The 21,582-nt window shown below is 62.0% G+C and carries 20 protein-coding genes; 8 read left to right on the plus strand and 12 right to left on the minus strand.

Features of this window, described 5'->3' with window-relative positions; genetic code table 11:
* Positions 1 to 17: 17 nt before the first annotated feature.
* The 3 genes from IC609_RS08550 to IC609_RS08560 all read right to left on the minus strand — a co-directional run bounded on the left by IC609_RS08550 (position 18) and on the right by IC609_RS08560 (position 3,307).
* Positions 18 to 1,055: a cupin domain-containing protein gene (locus tag IC609_RS08550; protein WP_191819090.1), complete on the minus strand. Its 1,038-nt coding sequence runs from the start codon at positions 1,053 to 1,055 to the stop codon at positions 18 to 20.
* An 18-nt stretch (positions 1,056 to 1,073) separates the two neighbouring features.
* Positions 1,074 to 2,285: a 3-hydroxybenzoate 6-monooxygenase gene (locus IC609_RS08555; RefSeq protein WP_191819091.1), complete on the minus strand. Its 1,212-nt coding sequence runs from the start codon at positions 2,283 to 2,285 to the stop codon at positions 1,074 to 1,076.
* 113 nt (positions 2,286 to 2,398) lie between these two features.
* Positions 2,399 to 3,307 carry a LysR family transcriptional regulator gene (locus IC609_RS08560; protein WP_191819092.1) on the minus strand — a complete coding sequence of 303 codons (909 nt, stop codon included), beginning with the start codon at positions 3,305 to 3,307 and terminating at the stop codon, positions 2,399 to 2,401.
* A gap of 76 nt (positions 3,308 to 3,383) precedes the next feature.
* Here IC609_RS08560 and IC609_RS08565 point away from each other — a divergent pair, with 76 nt between their 5' ends.
* The 4 genes from IC609_RS08565 (at position 3,384) to IC609_RS08580 (ending at position 8,368) form a co-directional block, all read left to right on the plus strand.
* Entirely contained in the window at positions 3,384 to 3,725 is a 342-nt protein-coding gene (locus IC609_RS08565; RefSeq protein WP_191819093.1) for a protocatechuate 4,5-dioxygenase subunit alpha, read from the plus strand.
* A gap of 15 nt (positions 3,726 to 3,740) precedes the next feature.
* On the plus strand, positions 3,741 to 4,586 hold the full coding sequence (locus tag IC609_RS08570) for a class III extradiol dioxygenase family protein (protein ID WP_191819094.1): 846 nt from the start codon (positions 3,741 to 3,743) through the stop codon (positions 4,584 to 4,586).
* 182 nt (positions 4,587 to 4,768) lie between these two features.
* Positions 4,769 to 6,814, plus strand: coding sequence for a phenylacetic acid degradation bifunctional protein PaaZ (paaZ, locus tag IC609_RS08575; RefSeq protein WP_191819095.1), 2,046 nt, complete (start codon positions 4,769 to 4,771; stop codon positions 6,812 to 6,814).
* A gap of 114 nt (positions 6,815 to 6,928) precedes the next feature.
* Positions 6,929 to 8,368 (plus strand): hypothetical protein, encoded by a 1,440-nt coding sequence (locus IC609_RS08580; protein ID WP_191819096.1) that lies wholly within the window; start codon positions 6,929 to 6,931, stop codon positions 8,366 to 8,368.
* 81 nt (positions 8,369 to 8,449) lie between these two features.
* Here the strand turns inward: IC609_RS08580 and rpoD are convergent, their stop codons facing one another.
* The 3 genes from rpoD to yjgA all read right to left on the minus strand — a co-directional run bounded on the left by rpoD (position 8,450) and on the right by yjgA (position 12,437).
* Positions 8,450 to 10,894: an RNA polymerase sigma factor RpoD gene (rpoD, locus tag IC609_RS08585; protein WP_191819097.1), complete on the minus strand. Its 2,445-nt coding sequence runs from the start codon at positions 10,892 to 10,894 to the stop codon at positions 8,450 to 8,452.
* A gap of 288 nt (positions 10,895 to 11,182) precedes the next feature.
* The gene (mog, locus tag IC609_RS08590) at positions 11,183 to 11,785 is read right to left on the minus strand and encodes a molybdopterin adenylyltransferase (RefSeq protein ID WP_191819098.1); all 603 of its coding nucleotides are present in this window, start codon (positions 11,783 to 11,785) and stop codon (positions 11,183 to 11,185) included.
* On the minus strand, positions 11,778 to 12,437 hold the full coding sequence (gene yjgA, locus IC609_RS08595; RefSeq protein ID WP_191819099.1) for a ribosome biogenesis factor YjgA: 660 nt from the start codon (positions 12,435 to 12,437) through the stop codon (positions 11,778 to 11,780). The genes mog and yjgA overlap by 8 nt, the downstream gene beginning before the upstream one ends.
* A gap of 69 nt (positions 12,438 to 12,506) precedes the next feature.
* On the opposite strand from yjgA, the gene pmbA reads away from it, so the two are divergent.
* Entirely contained in the window at positions 12,507 to 13,919 is a 1,413-nt protein-coding gene (gene pmbA / locus IC609_RS08600; protein WP_191819100.1) for a metalloprotease PmbA, read from the plus strand.
* Between the two features lie 67 nt (positions 13,920 to 13,986).
* Here pmbA and IC609_RS08605 read toward each other — a convergent pair whose 3' ends face one another.
* Both IC609_RS08605 and rpsU read right to left on the minus strand, forming a co-directional pair.
* Positions 13,987 to 14,433 carry a GatB/YqeY domain-containing protein gene (locus IC609_RS08605; protein WP_191819101.1) on the minus strand — a complete coding sequence of 149 codons (447 nt, stop codon included), beginning with the start codon at positions 14,431 to 14,433 and terminating at the stop codon, positions 13,987 to 13,989.
* Positions 14,434 to 14,543: 110 nt separating this feature from the next.
* A complete protein-coding gene (gene rpsU / locus IC609_RS08610; RefSeq protein WP_092756237.1) occupies positions 14,544 to 14,756 on the minus strand; it encodes a 30S ribosomal protein S21 in 213 nt (70 codons plus the stop codon).
* Positions 14,757 to 15,090: 334 nt separating this feature from the next.
* Here rpsU and IC609_RS08615 point away from each other — a divergent pair, with 334 nt between their 5' ends.
* Entirely contained in the window at positions 15,091 to 17,262 is a 2,172-nt protein-coding gene (locus IC609_RS08615) for a patatin-like phospholipase family protein (RefSeq protein ID WP_191819102.1), read from the plus strand.
* On the opposite strand, the gene IC609_RS08620 is transcribed toward IC609_RS08615, so the two are convergent.
* Complete coding sequence (locus IC609_RS08620) at positions 17,252 to 18,478, minus strand: BaiN/RdsA family NAD(P)/FAD-dependent oxidoreductase (protein ID WP_191819103.1); 1,227 nt, start codon at positions 18,476 to 18,478, stop codon at positions 17,252 to 17,254. The genes IC609_RS08615 and IC609_RS08620 overlap by 11 nt on opposite strands.
* A 66-nt stretch (positions 18,479 to 18,544) precedes the next feature.
* On the opposite strand from IC609_RS08620, the gene IC609_RS08625 reads away from it, so the two are divergent.
* Both IC609_RS08625 and IC609_RS08630 read left to right on the plus strand, forming a co-directional pair.
* A complete protein-coding gene (locus IC609_RS08625) occupies positions 18,545 to 18,790 on the plus strand; it encodes a type II toxin-antitoxin system CcdA family antitoxin (RefSeq protein WP_191819104.1) in 246 nt (81 codons plus the stop codon).
* 10 nt (positions 18,791 to 18,800) lie between these two features.
* Positions 18,801 to 19,130 (plus strand): CcdB family protein, encoded by a 330-nt coding sequence (locus tag IC609_RS08630; protein ID WP_191819105.1) that lies wholly within the window; start codon positions 18,801 to 18,803, stop codon positions 19,128 to 19,130.
* 2 nt (positions 19,131 to 19,132) lie between these two features.
* Here the strand turns inward: IC609_RS08630 and cobA are convergent, their stop codons facing one another.
* From cobA to IC609_RS08645, 3 genes are read right to left on the minus strand one after another with little or no spacing between them, the layout of a single operon-like run.
* Positions 19,133 to 19,912, minus strand: a complete 780-nt coding sequence (gene cobA, locus IC609_RS08635; RefSeq protein WP_191819106.1) for a uroporphyrinogen-III C-methyltransferase — start codon at positions 19,910 to 19,912, stop codon at positions 19,133 to 19,135.
* A complete protein-coding gene (gene ybiB, locus IC609_RS08640; RefSeq protein WP_191819107.1) occupies positions 19,909 to 20,817 on the minus strand; it encodes a DNA-binding protein YbiB in 909 nt (302 codons plus the stop codon). The genes cobA and ybiB overlap by 4 nt, the downstream gene beginning before the upstream one ends.
* A gap of 52 nt (positions 20,818 to 20,869) precedes the next feature.
* Positions 20,870 to 21,559, minus strand: coding sequence for a substrate-binding domain-containing protein (locus IC609_RS08645; RefSeq protein WP_191819108.1), 690 nt, complete (start codon positions 21,557 to 21,559; stop codon positions 20,870 to 20,872).
* Between the last annotated feature and the right edge of the window lie 23 nt (positions 21,560 to 21,582).

A 21,582-nucleotide genomic window follows, 5' to 3' on the forward strand; every position in this document is an offset into this window, starting at 1 on the left:
TGCAATGAAATAACAGGTCAGCCGCGGTTCTCGTAGACGCCCAGTTTGCGGTGCAGGGGCGACTCGTCGGCGATGAAGATGAACGCCGCTTGGCTGGCATTCAGGTTGCTCAGTGTCACGGCTTCGTAGCCGGGCGCGCAGCAGGTGTCTGCTTCGGCCAGCGTGAAGGTGCTGGCCACAATCTGTGCCTGCACCGCGCCTTCAATCACATGGAAGACCTGGGCGGGTGAGCGGGCACTCAAGCGCAGCGTCTGGCCGGGGCGCAGCATGAGGGCGTAAAAGCCCAGGATGTTTTCAGCGTCTCGGCCGGTCTCGGGGTTGGTGTAAGTCACTTGCACCTGTTCCAAACCGGCGTTGTCAGCCGCCAGCGATTCGAGCGCGGCCTTGGCGTCTTTCCAGGCATAACGCAGCATGGGGTAAGCCTTCTTGCTGCGCTCAAACACATGCGAGGGCACCACACCGCCACGGGCGTATTGCTTGTCGCCCTGGCCAGGCACCACGGTCTGGCGCTCGCCGTTGATGTGGTAGCTGGCCTCCATGTAATAGACCAGCGGCAGGTCCAGCACATCGAGCCAGATGACGGGCTCGCTGCCGTCGTGCCCGTGCTCGTGCCAGAGGCCCGTGGGCGTGAGGATCAAATCGCCCCGGCTCATGGGGCATTTCTCACCGTCCACCGTGGTCCAGGCGCCTTCGCCCTCGACGACCATGCGCACCGCGTTCGGCGTGTGGCGATGGCTGGGGGCCCATTCGCCAGGCATGAGCAGTTGCATGCCCAAATACATGGCGGCAGAAGCCTGCATCTTTTCGAGGCCGTGACCGGGGTTGGCCAGCACCAGCACGCGGCGCTCGGCCTTTTCAATCGGGGTCAGCTCGCCCGCTTGGAGCAAGAGCGGCTTGATGTCCTTGTAAGCCCAGCAGGTGGGCTGGGTCTGGCGGGTGGGCACTTGGGGTGGCAGCACGCCGCGCAGGCTTGGCCACAGGGGCACGAGGTTCAAGTCGCGCAGGTCTTGCACATAGTCTTTGGGCAGGTCTTCGAGTCGGCCGAGTTCGTTCATTGTCTGGTCTCCATGCCATCAGGTGTTTTGGGCTGCCTGGAGGCAGTTGCCCACGTTCCAGCCGTACAGCCATTCCATCGCATCATAAAAGCGCTCTGCGCTTCGGCCGCGCCACAGGTCATTGCGCACCAAACGCTCCACGCCTTTGGCGTGGTAGATGCGGCCCATTTCGCGACTCGACAGCACGATGCGGGCGGTGCGGGCCACGCGGGCGCGCTGGTACATGTCCAGCGCCTTGGGCCAGTCGTTGTGGTGGGTGCGCAGGGCTTCGCCCAGGGTCACGGCGTCTTCCATGGCCATGCAGGCGCCTTGCGCCATGTATTGGGTGGTGGGGTGCGCGGCGTCGCCCAGCAGGGTCACGCGGCCGTATGTCCACTGGCCAATCGGCTCGCGGTCGGCGGTGGCCCAGCGCTTCCAGGTTTTGGGCAGGTCGATCAGCTGGCGTGCCTTGGGGCAAATGCCCTGGAAGTAGCTTTGCACTTCTTCCTTGCTCCCGTCCGTGACGCCCCATTCTTCTTGCTGGCGGCTGTGGAAGGTCACGACCACGTTGTACTGCTCGCCACCACGCAGCGGGTAGTGCACCAGGTGACAGTTGGGACCGACCCAGATGGCAGCGGCGTTCCACTGCAGGTCTTCAGGAAAGTCTTTTTTGTCGACCACGGCGCGGTAAACCACATGGCCAGTCACGCGGGCCGGGTCGCCCACAAACTGCTCGCGCACCACCGACTTCACGCCATCGGCACCGATCAGTGCACAGCCCTGGAAGGCCTTGCCGTTCTGATCCCACACGGTCACGCTGTGGTCGTCTTGCTCGATGCGCACCACGCGGGTGTTGGTGTGAAACTCGACTTGGCCAGTCTCCTGTGCGCCTTCCAGCAAGGACAAATGCACATCGGCGCGGTGAATGACGGCATAGGGGTTGCCAAAACGCAGACGGAACTTGTCGTCCGTAGGGATCTTGCCGACCTGGTACTCGTCGATCGCGTCGTGCATGACCATGTAGTCGGTGTAGACGGCGCGGCCACGGGCTTTGTCGCCCACCCCCAGCGCATCAAAGGCGTGGAAGGCGTTGGGGCCGAGCTGGATGCCCGCGCCGATCTCGCCGATCTCGGGAGCTTGCTCCAGAACGGTGACCTGAAAGCCCTGGCGAACCAGGGCGAGGGCGGCGGCCAGGCCACCAATGCCCCCACCGGCAACGATGACGGGCAGTTTGTTGTTCGCAGTGCTCATGGGTTCTCCTTGGAGGTGGACAGCACAAGGCATGTGTGCATATCGTAAGTATACTTATTAAATCCAAGCTTGACCAGATGTGTGTCTGTGATGGAGGGTCCACCGGTGGTGTCTCAGGTTCGCTCGCCCAGCGGGCGGGCCACATCCTCGATCTGGCCGCGCAGCCAGCGGTGCGCTGCATCCTGCTGGTGGCGCAGGTGCCAGATCATGTACATGGGCATGACCGGGCAGGGCACCGGGACTTCGGCGTCGGCCAGGCCACGCATCAGGTGATCGCGCAGCAGCCCAGGTACGGTGGTCAGAAGCTCGGTGCCTCGCACAAAGGAGGCCAGCCCGGCAAAGCCCGGCACCGTGACACGAAAGTGCCGTGCGATGCCCTTGTTCAGCAAGTGCTGGTCCAGATCCAACGCGCGCTGGGGCGTGTAGAGCACCGTCACATGTTCGGCCGCCAGATAGTCCTTGCGCGTGCGGGGGGCGACACGCACGGCAGGGTCGTAGAACACGCGGTAACGGTCGGCAAAGAGGCGTTTTTGCAGGATGTCCGCGCCCTCGGGGGGACGCGGGCTGATGATGAGCTGGCACTGCTGCTGGCGCAGCATCTCGGGGGTGGGCACGTCTGAGGCGATCACGCGCAATGACACCCCTGGGGCCAGCTGGCGCAGGCGCTGCATCAGCAAGGGCAGCAATGCGTCACGCTGGAAATCGTTGGCCGCAACGGTGAAGGTGGTCTGCCAGTTGGCGGGATCAAACTGCTCGGCCTGCGCAAAACGCTCCAGATCGCCCAGCAACTCACGGGCGCGTTCGGCCAGCACCTGTGCGCGGGCCGTGGCCACGATGCCGCGCCCTGACTTGGTGAACAGCGCGTCGCCCGTGATGCCCCGCAGCTTGTCCAGCAGGTGGCTCACCGCCGACTGTGTGACACCCAGGCGCTGGGCGGCGCCCGTGATCGAGCCGGTGTCCACCACCGTGACCAGCAGCCTCAGCAGTTTGGCATCGAGATCCAACCAATCGAAATTACTCATGCATATGATGATAAAACATCGGTTGATTGAATGAATTGAGGTGGCGAAACTGAGGGCTATTCATCTGGAGATCCGCATGCAAAAACGATGTATCGAGGGCACCACCCCGTTTGACGGGGATACCGCCCGCAAAGGCTATGCCCTCAACAAAATGTGTTTTTCATTCAATTCGGCCGACAACCGCGCGGCATTCAAGAACGATGAAGAGGGCTACATGGCCCAGTACGGCCTCACTGAGCCACAAAAAGCCGCCATCCGCTCGCGCCAGGTGCTGCAGCTCATTGACGCCGGGGGCAATGCCTATTACCTGGCCAAGTTCGCGGGCATTTTTGGTCTGGACATGCAGGACATCGGTGCCCAGCAAACCGGCATGAGCAAAGACGAATTCAAGGCCAAGCTCCAGGCCTACGCGGACTGACTGAAAGGAATAACCATGGCCCAACTCATCGGCGGTCTCGCCACATCCCACATCCCCGCCATCGGCAACGCCATCCACAAAGGCCTGCAAAACGAACCCTATTGGGCCCCGTTTTTTGCCGGTTATCCACCTGTGCAACAGTGGCTGGGCGCGCAAAAGCCCGACGTGGTGGTCATGTTCTACAACGACCACGGCCTGAACTTCTTCCTCGACAAGATGCCCACCTTTGCCGTGGGTGCTGCGGCGCAGTACAACAACGCCGATGAAGGCTGGGGCATCCCCACGCTGCCGCCGTTCAAGGGCGAGGTCGATCTGTCCTGGCAGATCATCAACCACCTGGTGGGTCAGGACTTCGACATGGTGACTTGCCAGGAGATGCTGGTGGACCACGCCTGCACCTTGCCGCTCAAGCTTTTCTGGCCCGAGGGTGAAGCGCCTGTGACCATCGTGCCGGTCAATATCAACACCGTGCAGTTTCCTTTGCCGTCCGCCAAGCGCGTGTACGCGCTGGGCCGGGCCGTGGGCGAGGCCATTGCCGCCTGGGACAGCAGCAAGAAAGTGGTGGTTTGCGCCTCGGGCGGCCTGAGCCACCAGCTCGACGGTGAGCGCGCCGGGTTCATCAACAAAGCGTTCGACCTGCAGTTCATGGACAGCCTCGTCAGCAATCCTGAGTGGGCCACCCAGTTCAGCACGCTGGACCTGGTGGAGAAAACGGGTACGCAGGGCGTGGAACTCCTGATGTGGCTGGCCATGCGCGCCGCACTGACCGTGGCAGGCCCTGCGGTGAAGGAGGTGCACCGCAACTACCACATCCCGATCTCCAACACGGCCACCGGCCTGATGGCGTTCGAGGTGGCTTGACACTGTGGGAGCGGCGCCCCCGCCGCGATAGGCCTCCCGCAGTCCTCGACCCTTGCCTCGAGGGCGGGGCGCCTACAAAAAACCAACTTGGGGGATCTGGGCAAATGCGACTAGAATTTCCCGACCGCTCGGTTGGTTAATTCTTGTGGACCGGGCTTTGTTCTTTTCAGAAAGCATTTCCCATGTCCCAAGTCCTGCAAAGTTTCATCGGTGGCCATTGGATCGGCCAGCAAGGCGCACAAGCCCTGCGCAGCGCGATCAACGGTCAGACCGTGGCCCAGACCCATGCCGAGGCCATCGACTTTGGCGATGCGGTGCACTACGCCCGCACCGTGGGCCTGCCCAATTTGCTCAAGCTGGACTTCCAGGAGCGTGCACAGCGCCTGAAGGCCCTGGCCAAGTACCTGGGCGAGCACAAGGAGCAGCTCTACGCCATCTCGGCCCACACCGGCGCCACCCGCGCCGACAGCTGGGTGGACATCGAAGGCGGCGCGGGCACCTTGTTCGCGTATTCGAGCATGGGCAGCAACGAGCTGCCCAGCGGCAACCTGATCCACGAAGGCCCGGCTTTTCCGCTGGGCAAGAAGGGGGGCTTTGCAGGCACGCACATCCTGGTGCCGCGCGGCGGCATCGCGGTGCACATCAACGCTTTCAACTTTCCCATCTGGGGCTTGCTTGAAAAGTTTGCGCCCAGCTTTTTGGCGGGCATGCCTTGCATCGGCAAACCCGCGTCATCCACCAGTTACCTGACGGAAGCCATGGTGCGCCTGGTCGAGCAATCGGGCATCCTGCCTGCGGGCAGCTTGCAGTTGGTGATCGGCTCCACCGGTGACCTGCTGGACCGGCTCAATGGCCAAGATGTGGTGACCTTCACCGGTTCGGCCGACACCGCGGCCATGCTGCGCGTGCACCCCCATGTGGTCAAGCACAGCATCCCCTTCAACGCCGAAGCCGATTCGCTCAACTGCGCCATCCTCGCGCCCGATGTGACGCCCGACGACGAAGAGTTCGATCTGTTCGTGAAAGAAGTCGCCCGTGAGATGACCGTCAAGGCTGGTCAGAAGTGCACCGCGATCCGCCGCGCCATCGTGCCGCGCCAGCACCTCGACGCTGTGGCCGAGAAGCTCAAAGCCCGTCTGGCCAAAGTGGTGGTGGGCGACCCGTCGGTCGAAGGCGTGAAGATGGGCGCATTGGCCTCGCATGCGCAGCAGGTCGACGTGGCCGAGCGTGTGGCCCTGCTGCGCCAGAGCGCCGAGCTGGTGTTTGGCGGCGGTACCGATTTCAAGCCGGTGGGGGAGGGCGTGGGCAACGGCGCTTTCTTCCAGCCCACGCTGCTGCTGTGCCACAAGCCCTTGCACACCGACAGCGTGCACGACGTGGAAGCCTTTGGCCCCGTCAGCACCCTGATGCCTTACGACGGCATCGACGAGGCCCTGCAACTGGCCGCACGCGGCCAGGGCAGCCTGGTGGGCACGCTGGTGACCAAAGACCCGCAAACCGCCGCCCGCGTGATCCCAGTGGCCGCTGCGCTGCATGGCCGCCTTCATATTCTCGACCGCGAAGCTGCGGTCGAATCGACCGGCCACGGTTCGCCGCTGCCTCCGCTCAAGCACGGTGGCCCCGGCCGCGCCGGCGGCGGTGAAGAACTTGGCGGCATCCGCGCCGTCAAGCACCTGATGCAGCGCACCGCACTGCAAGGTTCGCCCACCATGATCGCCGCTGTGACTGGCGAGTACATGCGCGGGGCCAAGCTGATCGAGACCGAGGTCCACCCCTTCCGCCGCCACTTTGAGGACCTGCAGATCGGCGAGAGCCTGCTCACCCACCGGCGCACCGTCAGCGAAGCCGACATCGTCATGTTCGGCGGCCTGTCGGGCGACTATTTCTACATGCACTTCGACGAGATCGCGGCCAAGGATTCGCCTTTTGGCAAGCGCATCGCGCACGGCTACTTCGTGCTGTCGGCGGCGGCGGGCCTGTTCGTGTCGCCCGCCCCCGGCCCGGTGCTGGCCAACTACGGTCTGGACACGCTGCGCTTCGTCAAGCCCGTGGGCATCGGCGACAGCATCCAGGCGCGCCTGACGGCCAAGCGCAAGATTGACCGCCACAAGAAAGACGCCAACGGTGTTGGCCAAGGCGTGGTCGCCTGGGATGTGGAAGTCATCAACCAGCTCGGCGAAGTGGTGGCCAGTTACGACATCCTGACCCTGGTGGCCAAGAGAGCCTGATGGGTGTGAGCACTTTGGGGGGCCGCGATGGCAGCTTCCCATGGGTGATGCGAAATCAGCGAATGACACCAAAAATCCTTTAGAAATGTCAATAAACCCCTTTTTGCTGCAGTTTTGGATGAAAATCCATCAAAACTGCGGAATAAAATGGTTTATTTCATAGTCAGCGTGGCACCACCCATGGACCAAGCCCAATACCAAGCCAAATGCCTGCAGCAACTCCAGCAGTCTGTTGCGCAATTGGGAGGGGACCCCGATTCCCCCGTTTTGACCGAAACGGCCGAACTGATCATCCGGTCCATGACGGGGCCATGGCGTTCGTTCCATACCCCCCAACACATTTTTGATGTAGGACGCGGTGGCTCCGCGGTGGAAGTGCTGGCGGCACTTTTCCACGACATGGTCTACGTGCAGGTTGATCAAGGAATTCACGTCAATCTGTCACGCTACATTGCTCCCTATGTGCGCGAAGACGAGATGGCTTTGGTCATCGATCCAGAGCCTGGCAGTGCGGACGAATTGTTTGAAGCACTGATGACGCTCTTTGGGTTCAGTCACGGTCAAAAACTTTCCCCGTTTGCGGGACAAAATGAATTCCTGAGCGCGCTGGTCGGCGTGAAGGCACTCAGCAGCATTCTGCCCACCTCTGCCCTGGTGCAAATTGCGGCCTGTATCGAGGCCACCATCCCGTTTCGCGCAGCTTCGCCTGAAGGGCTGACATGTTCCGAGCAGTTGCACCAGCGGCTGCTGACGGTGAGCCAGCGCCTGTCATTGGGGCTGGATGCACAAGAGTGCACGCGCATTGTCGAAAAGTGTGTGCGCGTGGCCAACCGCGACATCGACAACTTTGGCAGTGAGAATCCTGCGGATTTCCTCAACAACACTTGGAACCTCATTCCAGAGACCAACCACGGCCTGCTCAACGCCAGCACCTACACGGTCAATGGTTACCGCGTCGCCCTGCAGAAGATGGAAGGGTTTTTGAGTTTTCTCAATCCCGAAGTGGTGTTCCGCCGTTTTGGTGACGAGCCCTCTGAGGATGTGCATCAGCAGCGCTTGCAGCTGACACGCCGAAATCTGGAGGTGGCGCGGCTGTATTTGCGTGTGAAGCTGCTGTCCATCGGTGTTCTGGAGGCCTTGTCACTGCGTATCGGTCACAACGTCTCTCTGACCAGCTTGATGGGAGAAAGACCGATGCCGGGTGAGCTGTCCGTCCGCATCGAGGACCTGTTGCCCACTGTGGACAAACCATATCAGCCACAAAACGACATCGAAAAGCATGTCATGCATTTGCTCGAGTCCGGTCGGACGGAAGACACGCCACACGATACCAGGCATTCTCCGGTGGGGACATTCATGGCACGCCTCAAGGGCTTTGACGAGTGCCTGCGATTGGTCGGAATTGCCCGGACATTCTTCAACGATCCGACCAAGGCGGGCGAATTGCTCGATGCTGCAGGCCCGACCATCGTGGATGGCATCGTGCAGGGCATTGTCACCGTCATGCGTTCCAGAACAGATGCCATCAGTGCTGTGGCCGATGCGCCTCACTGAGCACTGAAACACGCGCATCCAGAAAAAAAGCCTCCCACGCTGTACAGCGGGGAGGCTTTGTGCTTTTGAGGGCTGAGTGGCTTACATCGAGTCGATGAAGCTGCGCAGCTTGTCGCTGCGGCTGGGGTGCTTGAGCTTGCGCAGCGCCTTGGCTTCGATCTGACGGATGCGTTCACGCGTCACATCGAACTGCTTGCCCACTTCTTCCAGCGTGTGGTCGGTGGACATTTCGATGCCGAAGCGCATGCGCAGCACTTTGGCTTCGCGGGGCGTGAGACTGTCGAGGATGTCCTTGACCACGTCGCGCAGACCCGCTTGCAGCGCCGCGTCCATGGGGGCGGTGTGTGTGCTGTCTTCGATGAAGTCGCCCAGGTGGCTGTCGTCGTCGTCACCGATGGGGGTTTCCATCGAAATCGGCTCCTTGGCGATCTTCATGATCTTGCGGATCTTGTCTTCCGGGATCTCCATCTTCTCGGCCAGGACAGAGGCATCGGGTTCAAAGCCGAACTCCTGCAGGTGCTGGCGCGAGATGCGGTTCATCTTGTTGATGGTCTCGATCATGTGCACCGGGATGCGGATCGTGCGGGCCTGGTCTGCAATCGAGCGGGTGATGGCCTGACGGATCCACCAGGTGGCGTAGGTCGAGAACTTATAGCCCCGGCGGTATTCAAACTTGTCCACCGCCTTCATCAAACCGATGTTGCCTTCCTGGATCAGATCGAGGAACTGCAGGCCACGGTTGGTGTACTTCTTGGCGATCGAGATCACCAGGCGCAAGTTGGCCTCGATCATCTCTTTCTTGGCGTCGCGCGAGGAGCGCTCGCCGGCGTTCATGCGCTTGTTGATGTCCTTGAGCTCATCGAGCGGCACCACCACCTTGGATTGCAGGTCCATCAGCTTTTGCTGGATGTCCTGCACGGGCGGGATGTTCCGGCCCATGACGGCGCTCCAGCTCTTGCCGGCAGCGGCCTGCTTTTCGATCCACTTGAGGTTGAGCAGATGCGACTCAACGCGTTTGCCGTTCTTGTCACGGCCACTGAAGTCGGCAATGAACTGGTCTTGCGGGTAGCCGCACTTGTCCACAATGATGCGTCGCAGTTCACGCTCTTTCTTGCGCACGTCGTCCACCTGGCTGCGCACCATGTCGCACAGCTTTTCAATCGTCTTGGCGGTGAAGCGGATGGTCATCAGCTCTTCCGACAGTGCGGTCTGGGCCTTGACGTAGGCGGGGGTGCCCCAGCCTTCCTTGTCGTAGACCTTGTGCACTTTCTCAAAGTACTCGGTGATGCGGTCAAATCGTTCGAGGGCTTGGTTTTTCAGCTCCTCGAGTTTCTTGGTCAGGGCCTTGGAGCCGCCTTTGCCATCGTCATCGTCGGCTTCGTCGAATTCGTCAAAGTCTTCTTCGGCCACATAGTCGTCGGCTTCGTTGAGGTTGGCAAAACCGTCCACCACGGTGGAAATCACAACCTTGCCTTCGCGGATTTCAGCGGCCATGCGCAAGATTTCGGCGATGGTGGCAGGCGATGCGCTGATCGCGGCCATCATGTCCATCAGGCCGCCTTCGATGCGCTTGGCGATCTCGATCTCGCCTTCGCGGGTCAGCAGCTCGACGGTGCCCATCTCGCGCATGTACATGCGCACGGGGTCGGTGGTGCGGCCGAATTCGCTGTCCACGGTGGACAGGGCGGCTTCAGCGGCTTCTTCGGCTTCCTCTTCGGTCGAGCCGGTGGGGGCGTTGTCGGTGATGATCAGGGTCTCGGCGTCGGGCGTTTGCTCGTACACCGCCACACCCAGGTCGTTCAGGGTGGCCACCACCACTTCCAGGGTTTCTGCATCGACCAACTTGTCGGGCAGGTGGTCGCTGATTTCGCCGTTGGTCAGGTAGCCACGGGTCTTGCCGAGCTTGATCAGGGCTTTCAGGCGCTCGCGGCGCTGCTTCATTTCGGCTTCGGTCAGGACAGTTTCGTCCAGGCCGAATTCCTTCATCAAGGCGCGTTCTTTCGCCTTGCTGATCTTCATGCGCAGGGGCTTGGCTTTTTCACCCGGCTCGGCGGCGACGGGTTCGCCCTCCAGGTCGGATTCGATGTCGCCCAGATCGTCATCGGCTGGGGCATCCCCTTTTTTCTTGGGGCCGCGCTTGGCACCGGTTTTGGCAGCGGGCGCTTTTTTGGCCGCGGCTTTTTTCACCGGGGCTTCTTCTTCGGCAGCCGCTTTGGCTTTGGTGGTTTTCTTGACTTCGACTTCCGCAGCGGCGGCCTTGGTCTTGGATTTGGTTGATTTTTCGGCTTCTACGGCTTTGACAGCGGTTTTCTTCGCAGGCACAGGGGCGGCTTTCTTCACAGGCTTGGCGGTTTTCGCGCTGGCGCTGCTGGCTTTGGCGACCGGCTTGGCCTTGGCTGGCACGGGCTTGGCTGCGGGTTTGGCAGCGGCTTTCGCGGCAGATGGGGCTTTGGCGGGGGCGGCCTTGGCTGCAGGTCGGGTTTTGGCGGGGGCCTGGACGGACTTCTTCGGCTTTTGAGCGGGCATGAAACAACCTCAAGACATCAAAACGGACAAGGAAACAGACACAGTCAGCGCCAAAACTGCCGGCGCGGGCTCATGGGGACACAGATCAAGAACCCCCAGATGGGGTCAGAGACTGCACAGGCAAGATGGGAGGGCGAACATTTGGAATGCAGTCCTTGCGGTACGGTGGCCTGCCCGCATGGGGGCGTCGCGCTGATGGCGTTGGCCGGGCCGGAGGTGCTGCTGTCGCTCTTGCCAGAGAAAAAGGATTATACCCAAAGACCGAGGGGCCTTTGGGGTGGGCAGGTCTTAAGCCCGGTGCGGGCGAACCGCCGTTTTGGGACGGAAGGCCTTGCAGACCTCGTCCCGGGTTTCCATGTAAGGGCCGCCGATCAGGTCCACGCAATAGGGGACAGCGGCAAAGATGCCGTGCACCACCGCCTGACCGTTCTCGTCCTTGAGGCCTTCCAGCGTTTCGGCGATCGATTTGGGCTGGCCGGGCAGGTTGATGATCAGGCTCTGACCTCGGATCACCGCCACCTGGCGTGACAGGATGGCGGTCGGCACAAACTTCAGGCTGATCTGGCGCATCTGTTCGCCAAAACCGGGCATTTCCTTGTCGGCTACGGCCAGCGTGGCCTCGGGCGTCACGTCCCGCAGCGCCGGGCCCGTGCCGCCGCTGGTCAGCACCAGGCTGCAACCGGCATCCACCAGCTCGATCAGGGTGGCGCTGATGCGGTCTTTTTCGTCAGGGATCAAGCGCGGCTCGAAGGTGATCGGGTTGAGCAGTGCGCGGCCCAACCAGTCCTGCAGGGCAGGCAATCCCTTGTCTTCGTACACGCCTGTACTGGCGCGGTCGCTGATCGAGACGATGCCGATCTTCACCGCATCGTGCAAGCTGGCGTCACTCATCGCTGACCTCTTCATCTTGTTCCATTTGTTCGGACTTGGCGGGTGACAGCACCGATTTGACCAGCTGGAAAATCTCGCGGTAAGCGCGGCTTTGTCGCGGTGCCAGGCCTTGCGACACGGCTGCCTTGTCAGCCGGTGGCGCGTCCTTGCGGGCCTGGCGCACCAGGGCGCGCAGCTGCTGGGTGTCTGTGCCCGGGTTCTGGGCGATCCATTCGCCCACGGCATCGTCGCTGGCAATCATGCGGTCACGCCAGGCTTCGGCCAGGTGCAGGGCCGCCGTGTCTTTGGCGCTGCCCAGGCGTTGTACCTCCAGTGCTTCGCGCACGGCTTGCAGTGTCTCGGGCTCTTGCAGGCGCATTTGCTTGCCGATGAATTGCATCTGGCGGCGCTTGCCCTCAAAGTTGGTGATGCGTTTGGCTTCGGCCAATGCTTCCACCAGCTTGTCGGTCAGGGGCAGGGCTTTGAACAGGTCGCTGCGCAAGGTCATCAGCTGCTCGCCCAGGGCCTGCAGCTCTGTGCTTTCGCGCTTGAGGTCGGTCTTGCTGATTTCCTGGCCGCCTCTGAGTTCGCGCTTGAGTTCCAGGTCGAGTTCACTGCCTTCGGCCACGAATTGGCCTTTGACGAAGTAACCTTTTTTGGGTTTACGGGACATGTTGGGGGTTCTCGGGCCGGGGCGGCCCTTCTTTCTTGACTGGCAAGTATCATAGCTGCCACCTCCAACATGTTTGCTGCCGTGAAAAAAACAAACCCGAAAGCTCCCGCTTTGACTGCGACCGAGAACAATGGCTTCAGCTATAGCCGTGCCTTTTTTGAAGACTTGGTGGACCGCTCGCTCAAGCATGCCAAAAAGCTGGGTGCCACCGATGCCGGGGCCGAGGCTTCCGAGGGCTGTGGTCTGAGCGTGTCCGTGCGCAAGGGCGAGCTGGAAAACGTCGAGCGCAATCGCGACAAATCTCTGGGCGTGACGGTCTACGTCGGGCACCGCCGCGGCAATGCCAGCACATCCGATTTCTCCCAGGCGGCGATCGAACGCACTGTGCAGGCCGCTTTCGACATCGCCCGCTTCACCGCCGAAGACCCCACGGCAGGCTTGCCTGACGAGGCTGACATCGAAACACAAGCCCGCGAATTGGACCTGTTCCACCCCTGGGCGGTGACCAGCGAGGAAGCGGCCAAACTGGCGCTGGCGTGCGAAGCGGCAGCGCTCAAAACCAGCCGACGCATCACCAACAGCGAAGGCGCGGCCGTGTCGGCCCAGCAAAGCCATTTTTTCAGCGCCCATACACACGGTTTTAGAGGCGGCTACGCCAGCTCGCGCCACAGCATTTCGGTGGCGCCGATCGCCTCGCTGCCAGGCCGCAACGCTGAAATGCAGCGTGACGCCTGGTACAGCTCCATGCGCGATGCCAATGAGCTGGCCAGCCCCGAGGCCGTGGGCCGCTACGCCGCAGAGCGTGCGCTGTCGCGCCTGGGCTCGCGCAAGATCGCGACCACCGAGTGCCCGGTGTTGTTCGAGTCGACCGTGGCCGCAGGCCTCTTGGGCGGCTTTGTGCAGGCCGTGAGCGGTGGGGCGCTTTACCGCAAGAGCAGTTTTTTGCTCGATTCGCTGGGCAAGAAGGTGTTCCCGAAACACATCGACATTCACGAAGACCCGTTTGTGCTGCGCGGCAAGGGCAGCTCGCCGTTTGACGACGAAGGCGTGCGCTCGGTGCCGCGCGATGTGGTCAAGGGCGGTCGGGTGGAAGGGTATTTCCTCTCCAGCTACTCGGCCCGCAAGCTGGGCATGAAGACCACCGGCAACGCCGGGGGCTCGCACAACCTGACCATGACATCGCGCCTGACCCGGGCCACGGACGATCTGGATGAAATGCTGCGCAAGCTGGGCACAGGCCTGTTTGTGATCGAACTCATGGGGCAAGGCGTGAACTACGTCACGGGCGACTATTCACGTGGTGCCAGCGGCTTTTGGGTCGAGAACGGTCAGATCGCCTACCCGGTGCACGAGATCACCATCGCGGGCAACCTCAAAGACATGTTCATGGGCATCGAAGCGATTGGCGCTGATGTTTACAACATGGGTGCCAAGAGCATTGGCTCGGTCTTGGTCAACCGCATGAAGCTCGCCGGCAGCTGAGCAGTCAGCGGAACCCACAAAAAACGGGAAGCCCAGGCTTCCCGTTTTTGTTGAGGCGCGAGTGCGTTCAGCCCGCCAGCGCAGCCTTGACGGCAGCAGACACCTGGCCCATGTCGGCCTTGCCAGCCAATTGGGTTTTCACTGCGCCCATGACTTTGCCCATGTCGCCTGGGCCTTTGGCACCCAGTTCTGCCACGATGGCCTGCACGGCGGCGGTCACTTCTTCGGCCGACATGCGTGCTGGCAGGTAGGCCTGCAGCACGGCCATCTCCGCTTTTTCCTTGTCGGCCAGGTCCTGACGGCCTGCACCCTCAAAGGCAGTGATCGAATCCTTGCGCTGCTTGATCAGCTTGTCGACGATGGCGACCACGGCCACATCGTCCAGCACCACGCGCTCATCCACCTCTTTTTGCTTCATCGCCGCCTGCAGCAGCCGGATGGTGCCCAGACGCTCGCTGTCCTTGGCGCGCATCGCGGTTTTCATGTCTTCGGTGATCTGGTCTTTCAGGCTCATGTGGGGCTCCTGGTGGGGTCAAAGGGGGGAGGCATAAACAACAAAGCCCGCCTGAGCGTCCTCCAGCGGGCTTGTTTGCAGACCCTTGCGGGTCATACAAAAAGAAGTGCTCAGTACAGCTTCTTGGGCAGCTGCATGCTGCGCACACGCTTGTAGTGGCGCTTGACGGCGGCCGACTTCTTGCGCTTGCGCTCTGTGGTGGGCTTCTCGTAAAACTCGCGGGCGCGCAGGTCGGTCAGCAGGCCGAGTTTTTCGATGGTGCGCTTGAAGCGACGCAGGGCGACGTCAAACGGCTCGTTTTCTTTCACGCGGATGGTGGTCATTGAATCAAATTTCCAAAATGTGCCGGTCGCAAATTCGAGGAAGATCGGGCCTTCGAATTCCGACACCGGCGGGTTCCCCGTCACGAACTAGTATTTGGCAGACGGGGGATTGCCAGCAAAAACAGCGATTATAGCGCGGAGTCTGGCTTTTTTACGCAGGGGCAGCGGGCTGCTCCTGCGGTCGGCTGGAGGTGCCTAAAATCCAGGAATTCTTGCCCCTGCGGACCTTTATATGCATTTTTTCAGGTTTTTCCCGGGTTGGCGGGCAATTGGCTGCGCTCTTGCACTGAGCGCAAGCGGCCTGTCAGTCTGTGCGGCACCCAGCCCACCCCAAGTGGTGGTGGTGTTGGCAGGGGGCGGGGCCAAAGGGTTTGCGCACCTGGCGGTGCTGCGGCGGCTGGAGCGGGACAAAGTCCCGATTGCACGGATTGTCGGCACCAGCATGGGGGCTGTGGTGGGAGGGCTGTACGCCAGCGGCTTGTCGATTGAGGAGATCGAGCGGGTGGTGGGCAGCCTGGATCCGGCCAAAGTGGCACTCGATCAAATTGATCGGCTGGAGCTGCCCCAGCGGGCTCGGGCGTACCAGCGGCAATACCCGATTGAGCTGGAGTTCGGCGTTCGCCACGGTGCGCTCAGTTTTGCCCGTGGCGTGAGTGATGGACAGCGCTTTCTGGCCTTGCTTCAGCAGCTGACCACCCATGTGCCAGCAGGGGTGTCGTTCAATGATCTGAAAATTCCTTTCAGGGCAGTGGCTACCCGGTACCGCGATGGCGAGCAACAGGTGTTTGACCACGGCACTTTGCATTTGGCCATCCGGGCCAGCATGGCCGCGCCTGCAGTTTTTGCGCCTGTGGAGATCGATGGCGAAACCTATGTGGATGGTGGCCTGGTGGCCAATTTGCCCATCGAGGTGGCACTGAAGGAGGGGGCCGATGTGGTGGTGGCCTCCTATCTGGCGCAAGACCCTGCCGGACCCCAGGCCGATGATCCAGCCAATGGTTTGATGGTGGCCAACCGGATGCTGGACATCCTGATCCGCCAGAATGAAAAGCGCAACCTGGCCATGTTGCGTCCGCAGGACATTCTGGTGCAGCCCGAGCTCAAGGATGTGGGCTTTGCCGATTTCAACCGGGCGGCTGAAATCGTGGAACGCGCAGAAAAAGCGGTGGCGGCTCAGCAGACCCGCTGGCAGGCGCTGGCGCGCAGTGTGGGGCCGCAGCCCCTGACGCCGTCGTCCCGTCTGGCGTTTGACCAGCGGGAAAAACGGATTGTTTCGGTCCGCGCCAGTGGTACCCAGCATGTGCCGGCCCGTTTCATTGAGCGCAGCATGGCCGTGTTGTTGGGGCAAGACTTCAATGCAGACGACATCGCCAGGCGCATTGATGAGCTCTACACCAGTGGCTATTTCGAGACGGTCCACTATGCCCTGGAGCAACTCAAGGATGAGCGTTACGAACTGGTCGTGCATGTGCGTGAAAAGCCGTACGCGCCGCATTTCATGAAAACCAGCTTGGGTTTTTCATCAGAGCTGGGTGGCGTCAACCAGTTCTCGGTGGGGGTGGGCTACCGCCGCCCGTGGCTCACAGCTTCCGGGCTGGAGTTGGGTCTGGATGCGCGTGTAGGCACACAGTCCGAGTTGGCCGCGCGCCTGTACCAGCCGCTGGGCCCGCATTGGGGTGTGGATGCAGCGCTGGGTTACGAGCGCAATGTCGTGCCCCTGTATGCACCGACCGACATGGTCAAGGTTTCGCAAGACCAGAAGCTGGGGTACATGCGCCTGGGGCGCAGTCAACTGGGGACCCATCTGGTTTACCGGCTGGAGCAACAAGCCACTGTGAAGCTGGGGCTCACCCAGAGCAACACTGTTTACGCCATGGACACGCCTTCCCGGGTCATCGTGATGCAGGCCAATGGGCAGGACTTGCTTTTGACGCTGACCGATCGCCATGTCAACGCCACGGCGTGGCGTTTGCAGTTCGAGGCCGACCAGCTCGACTCGGCCAATTTCCCTTCCCGGGGTTATTTTGTGAGCGGGGCGCTCGAGCAAAGTTTGACGGGCTCGGACTACCGCAGTGCCCGTCTGAGTGCCCGCTGGGCTGTGCCACTGCAGGCGCACACCCTGAACCTGGGGGTGAACCTGGGGCGTGAAGACCTGTCTTCGGTGTGTGTGCAGTGTGTCACGCCCACCAGCCTCTACCTGGGCGGCTTTCAGCTGATGGGGGCTTACCGCATGGGCCAGCTCTCAGGGGATCGCCTGGCCCATGTCTACGGCACCTACATGTACCGCTTGTTTGATGGGGGCTTGTTCAAACAGAAAACCCACGTGGGCATGGTGCTGGAAGCCGGAGACGCCTGGTTCGCCGGTCAAGCCCACAGCACCAAATACAGCACCAGCTTGTTCATCGCGCTGGACAGCAAGATCGGTGACATTTACCTTGGCGCTGCACGGGGCACGGCAGGTGCCAGCAACCTGTTTTTGCAATTGGGCAGGCGCTTCAGTTTCTGATGTCCCCTTGCGATGGCAGCGCCTGCGCGCAGGCGTGCGCACTGGCCCAGGCCCACTGGAAGTTGTAGCCGCCCAGCCAACCGGTCACATCGATGACCTCGCCAATGAAGTACAGCCCCGGTTGTCTGGATTCCATGGTCTGTGAAGACAAATCACGCGTGTCCACACCGCCCAGCGTCACCTCGGCTTTTTTGTAGCCCTCGCTGCCCGTGGGCGTGAGGGACCAGTTCGAGAGGGCTTCGGCCAGTTGGGTCAGCGCCTTGTCGGGCACATCCGGGCAGGGGCGCTGCAAGGCCGGGTTCTGACCCACCCAGGCCTCGGCCAAGCGGGCGGGCACCAGTGTGGCCAGCTCGTTGCCCAGCAGTTTTCTGGAGCGCAGCTTGGCCTCTTGCAATCGAGCAGGCAGGTCCACTTCGGGAGCCAGGTTCAGGCGGATCGGTGTGCCGTCCTGCCAGTAGCTTGAGATCTGCAACACACCAGGCCCGGACAGGCCGCGGTGTGTGAACAGCAGGTCTTCGTCAAAGTGCATGCGGCTTTTTTTCTCACCGGTCGCGATGCCCACGGGCAAAGCCAGACCCGCCAGCTGGGCATAAGGGGCCCAGCCCTCGCCGTCAAACGTCAGGGGCACCAGGCCCGGGCGGCACTCGACCAGGCGCAGACCAAACTGCGTGGCCACCTCGTAGCCCCAGCCCGTGGCCCCGATCTTGGGGATGGACAAGCCACCCGTGGCCACCACCACAGAGCGTGTGAGCACCTCGCCTTGCGCGGTGTTCAGGGCGTAGCGGCCGTCTTCCAGATGGCGCACTGCCGAGACGCTGCAGTCGGTGCGCAGTGTGACGCCACCGGCTTCGCATTCGGCCAGCAGCATGCGGATGATGTCTTCGGCCGAATGGTCACAAAACAGCTGGCCTTTGTGCTTTTCGTGGAAGGCGATGCCGTGTTTTTGGACCAGCGCGATGAAGTCCTGTGGCGTGTAGCGCGACAGTGCCGAGCGGCAAAAGTGCGGGTTCTGGCTGATGAAATGCTTTTGCGGCGCCGACGGGTCAAGATTTTTGTTGGTGAAGTTGCAGCGTCCGCCACCCGAAATGCGCACCTTTTCAGCGACCACGCGGCTGTGGTCAATCACCAGCACCTTCAACCCACGCTGGCTTGCCACGCCTGCACAAAACAATCCGGCGGCCCCGGCGCCCACAATCACTGCATCCCATTGGTTCATGCGGGGGAGTGTAGCTTGGTTGATTGGCTTTCATGCGCATACAATGCGCACAAAGGAGTGTGCCCCATGTCAGCGCTCGAGCCCACAGCCAAAAAACCGGTCAATCTCTCACTGAGCGAAACGCTGGTGCAAGAGTCCCGCGCGTATTGTGGCAACCTCTCGGCCAAGGTCGAAGAAATGTTGCAAGCGTATGTCGTCTCCGAGCGGCAACTGCGCCAAGAGCACCGCCTGCAGGCGCAGCGGATCGTGGCAGACTGGAATGCCTTGCACGATGCTTCGGGCTCTTACGCCGATGGCCACTCCACGCTCTGAAACCTGACCGGTGGCGCAATTCGACGTTCATCTGAACCCCGGCCCCATGAGGGCCACGGTGCCCATGGTGGTGCTGGTGCAGTCTTCGCTGTTCGACGGTTACCGTCGCCGGGTGGTGGTGCCACTCGTCCTGCGCACAGCTTTGCCTGCGGGGGCCAAAGTCGCAGGCACCCGCATGAACCCGGTGTTCAAAATCAAAGGTCAGTCATTGGTGCTGCATCCCCTGGACATGGTGTCTGTCGCCAGCGATCAGTTGGGTCCGTGTGTAGGGAGCCTGGCCGAACAGGGGCAGGTGATTGCCGATGCACTCGATGAGCTGCTCACGCGCAGCTGGGGCTGAGGTCAGGCCGCTCTTTGTGATGTGTTTGGCTGCGCAATCCACGCCCGTGCACCCTGCACCACATCGCCCACCACGATGACGCTGGGGCTTTCCAGTCCCTCGCTTTGCATGGTGTTGACCAAATCACCGAGTGTGGTCAGCGCTTCACGTTGGTTGGGCAGGCTGGCGTTCTGCACCACGGCCACGGGTGTGCGCGCGGGCAGGCCCTGCAACAAGCCCCGGCTGATGTGGTCCAGGCTGCTCACGCCCATGTAAATCACCAGCGTCAGTTTGGCCTGGTGGGCGGTTTGGGCCAGCTGCACCCAGTCGGTGCCCGCGTCACCGGGTTTGGCGTGGCCCGTCACAAAGACGACGCCATGTGCATGTTCGCGGTGCGTCAGCGGGGCGCCCAGGCTGCTCATGCCCGCCAGCCCTGAAGTGATGCCGTTGACCACGGTCACATCGATGCCTGCTTGGCGCAGGTGCTCCACCTCTTCGCCGCCCCGGCCAAAGATGAACGGGTCGCCGCCCTTGAGGCGCACCACATGCTCGCCGTCTTGCACGGCCTGGATCATCAGCTTGTCGATGAAAGCCTGCGGCGTGCTCTTGCAGCCGCCGCGCTTGCCCACATGCACGATGCGGGCGGTGGGCGAGGCATGGGCCAGCACCGCGTCGTTGACCAAATCGTCCACCAGCAGCACGGTGGCGCTGGCAATCGCGCGGACGGCTTTGAGCGTGAGCAACTCTGGGTCGCCCGGGCCTGCGCCCACGAGCGTGCAGCGGCCTTGAAGGGGCGTGTTCATGCTTTTACCTCACGCAGGATGTGTTGGACTTGCCGTGCTATGGGCTCCGGCACCGGCAGCAGGTTTTGCAAAACGTGTTCGATGTAGACCGCCGTGGCGGCTGCGTCGGTACTGGGCAGCTCGGGCATTTTGGCGAGCGAGCCTTCTTGCTGTTCCTGCACGCGCAAGGTCTGGCCATTTTTGAAAACATCCATCGCCGGGGTGCGCCGGGCATCGGCCACGGGCTCGCCCTCGGTGCCGCGCAGCAGCAGGGCGTATTGGCCAGTCAGTGCAAATGTGGCTGACATGGACTGCAAATATTCGGGGTGCGTGTAGCTGCTCACCACCAAGGCAGAGCCGCTTTCTGAATCACAGGGGTTCATGAGTTTGACCAGGCTGTGCCCGGGGTTGCGCAGACCCACCACACGGCGCACGGCCAGCAGTTTCTCCAAGCCAGTGTTCAGCACGCCCGTGGGCACAAACACCACCTCACCGGCTTTCACATTTGGGGATGCCTTGCATGCCGTCACGCCCAGCTCGGCCAGTACCGACTGGCTGCTCACGCGTTTGTCTTCGGTGGCCGTGCCGTGCACCACCACCGCAACACCCTCGCGGGCCAGCAAAAGGGCCAGCAGGGGGGTGAGTACGGGCAACTTGCGCGCGCCGTTGTAGCTGGGCAGCACCACGGTGGGCGCACTGTGGGTGGAAACTTTGTTCAGTCGCGCGTGGGTGGCGTCCAGAAACCCGGCCATCTCTTCGGGGGTTTCGCCCTTGATGCGCATGGCCAGGCAAAAGGCTCCCAGCTCCAGGTCACTCACTTGCTGGTCGAGGATCTGCCCCATCAAGTCGGCCGCCTGCTCGCGACCCAGCGCCCGTGCGCCGTCTTTGCCGCGCCCGATGTCTTTGATGTAATGACCAATGCCCATGCCCGCGATTGTGCGGGAAACCAGATAACTGTTGGTTATATGGGTATGGCGCTCAGGCCGGAGTCATCCCGTGTTGACGCTTGAGAGCGTCGCACGCGGGTGATTGCCAAAAAGCCAGCAGCGCACGCATGGCGTCTGGCTGGTTGCAGGTCGCGGCCACCGAACCCGAGAAGGTGGTGATGATCTCCACCTCGGGTGGCAGCCCGCCCACGATGGTGATGCCCGCCACACCCAGCATTTCGCTCAGTTGCTGAAAACCCAGCGCCACCTGGCCCTGGGCCACCAGCGAGCCCACGGGCACGCCGGGTTTGGCTTGCACGATGCGTGGCGCGATTTCGTCAGCGATGCCCCAGGCCTCGAACTGTTTGGCCAGTTGCACGCCGCTTGGGCCAGTCGAATAGCCCATCGTGGGCGCGGCCAGGATGGCGGCTTTGAGTGCGGCCTCGGTCGAGATGTCGGGCAGGGGTTGGCCCGCAGGCACGACCACCGCCACGCCTGAGCGCACCAGGTCGGCTCGGCTGCCCGCCAGCACATGGCCGCTGGCTGCCAGTTTGTCGATGGCGTCGCTGGCCAGCACCACGCCGTCAAAAGCTTCACCCGCCTGCACGCGTTTGGCCGCGTCCACGCCGCCGACCGACTCGACCTCGATGTGTACGCCAGGGGCTTGCGCCTTGTACAGCGCCACCAGATCGGCCAGCAGCGGCTTGGTGGCCATGGAGGAAATCAGTCGGAGAGTGGTCATGGGTGTGGGCTTGGAATGAAGGA

The organism is Limnohabitans radicicola (assembly GCF_014837235.1).
Taxonomy (GTDB): Bacteria; Pseudomonadota; Gammaproteobacteria; order Burkholderiales; family Burkholderiaceae_C; genus Limnohabitans_A; species Limnohabitans_A radicicola.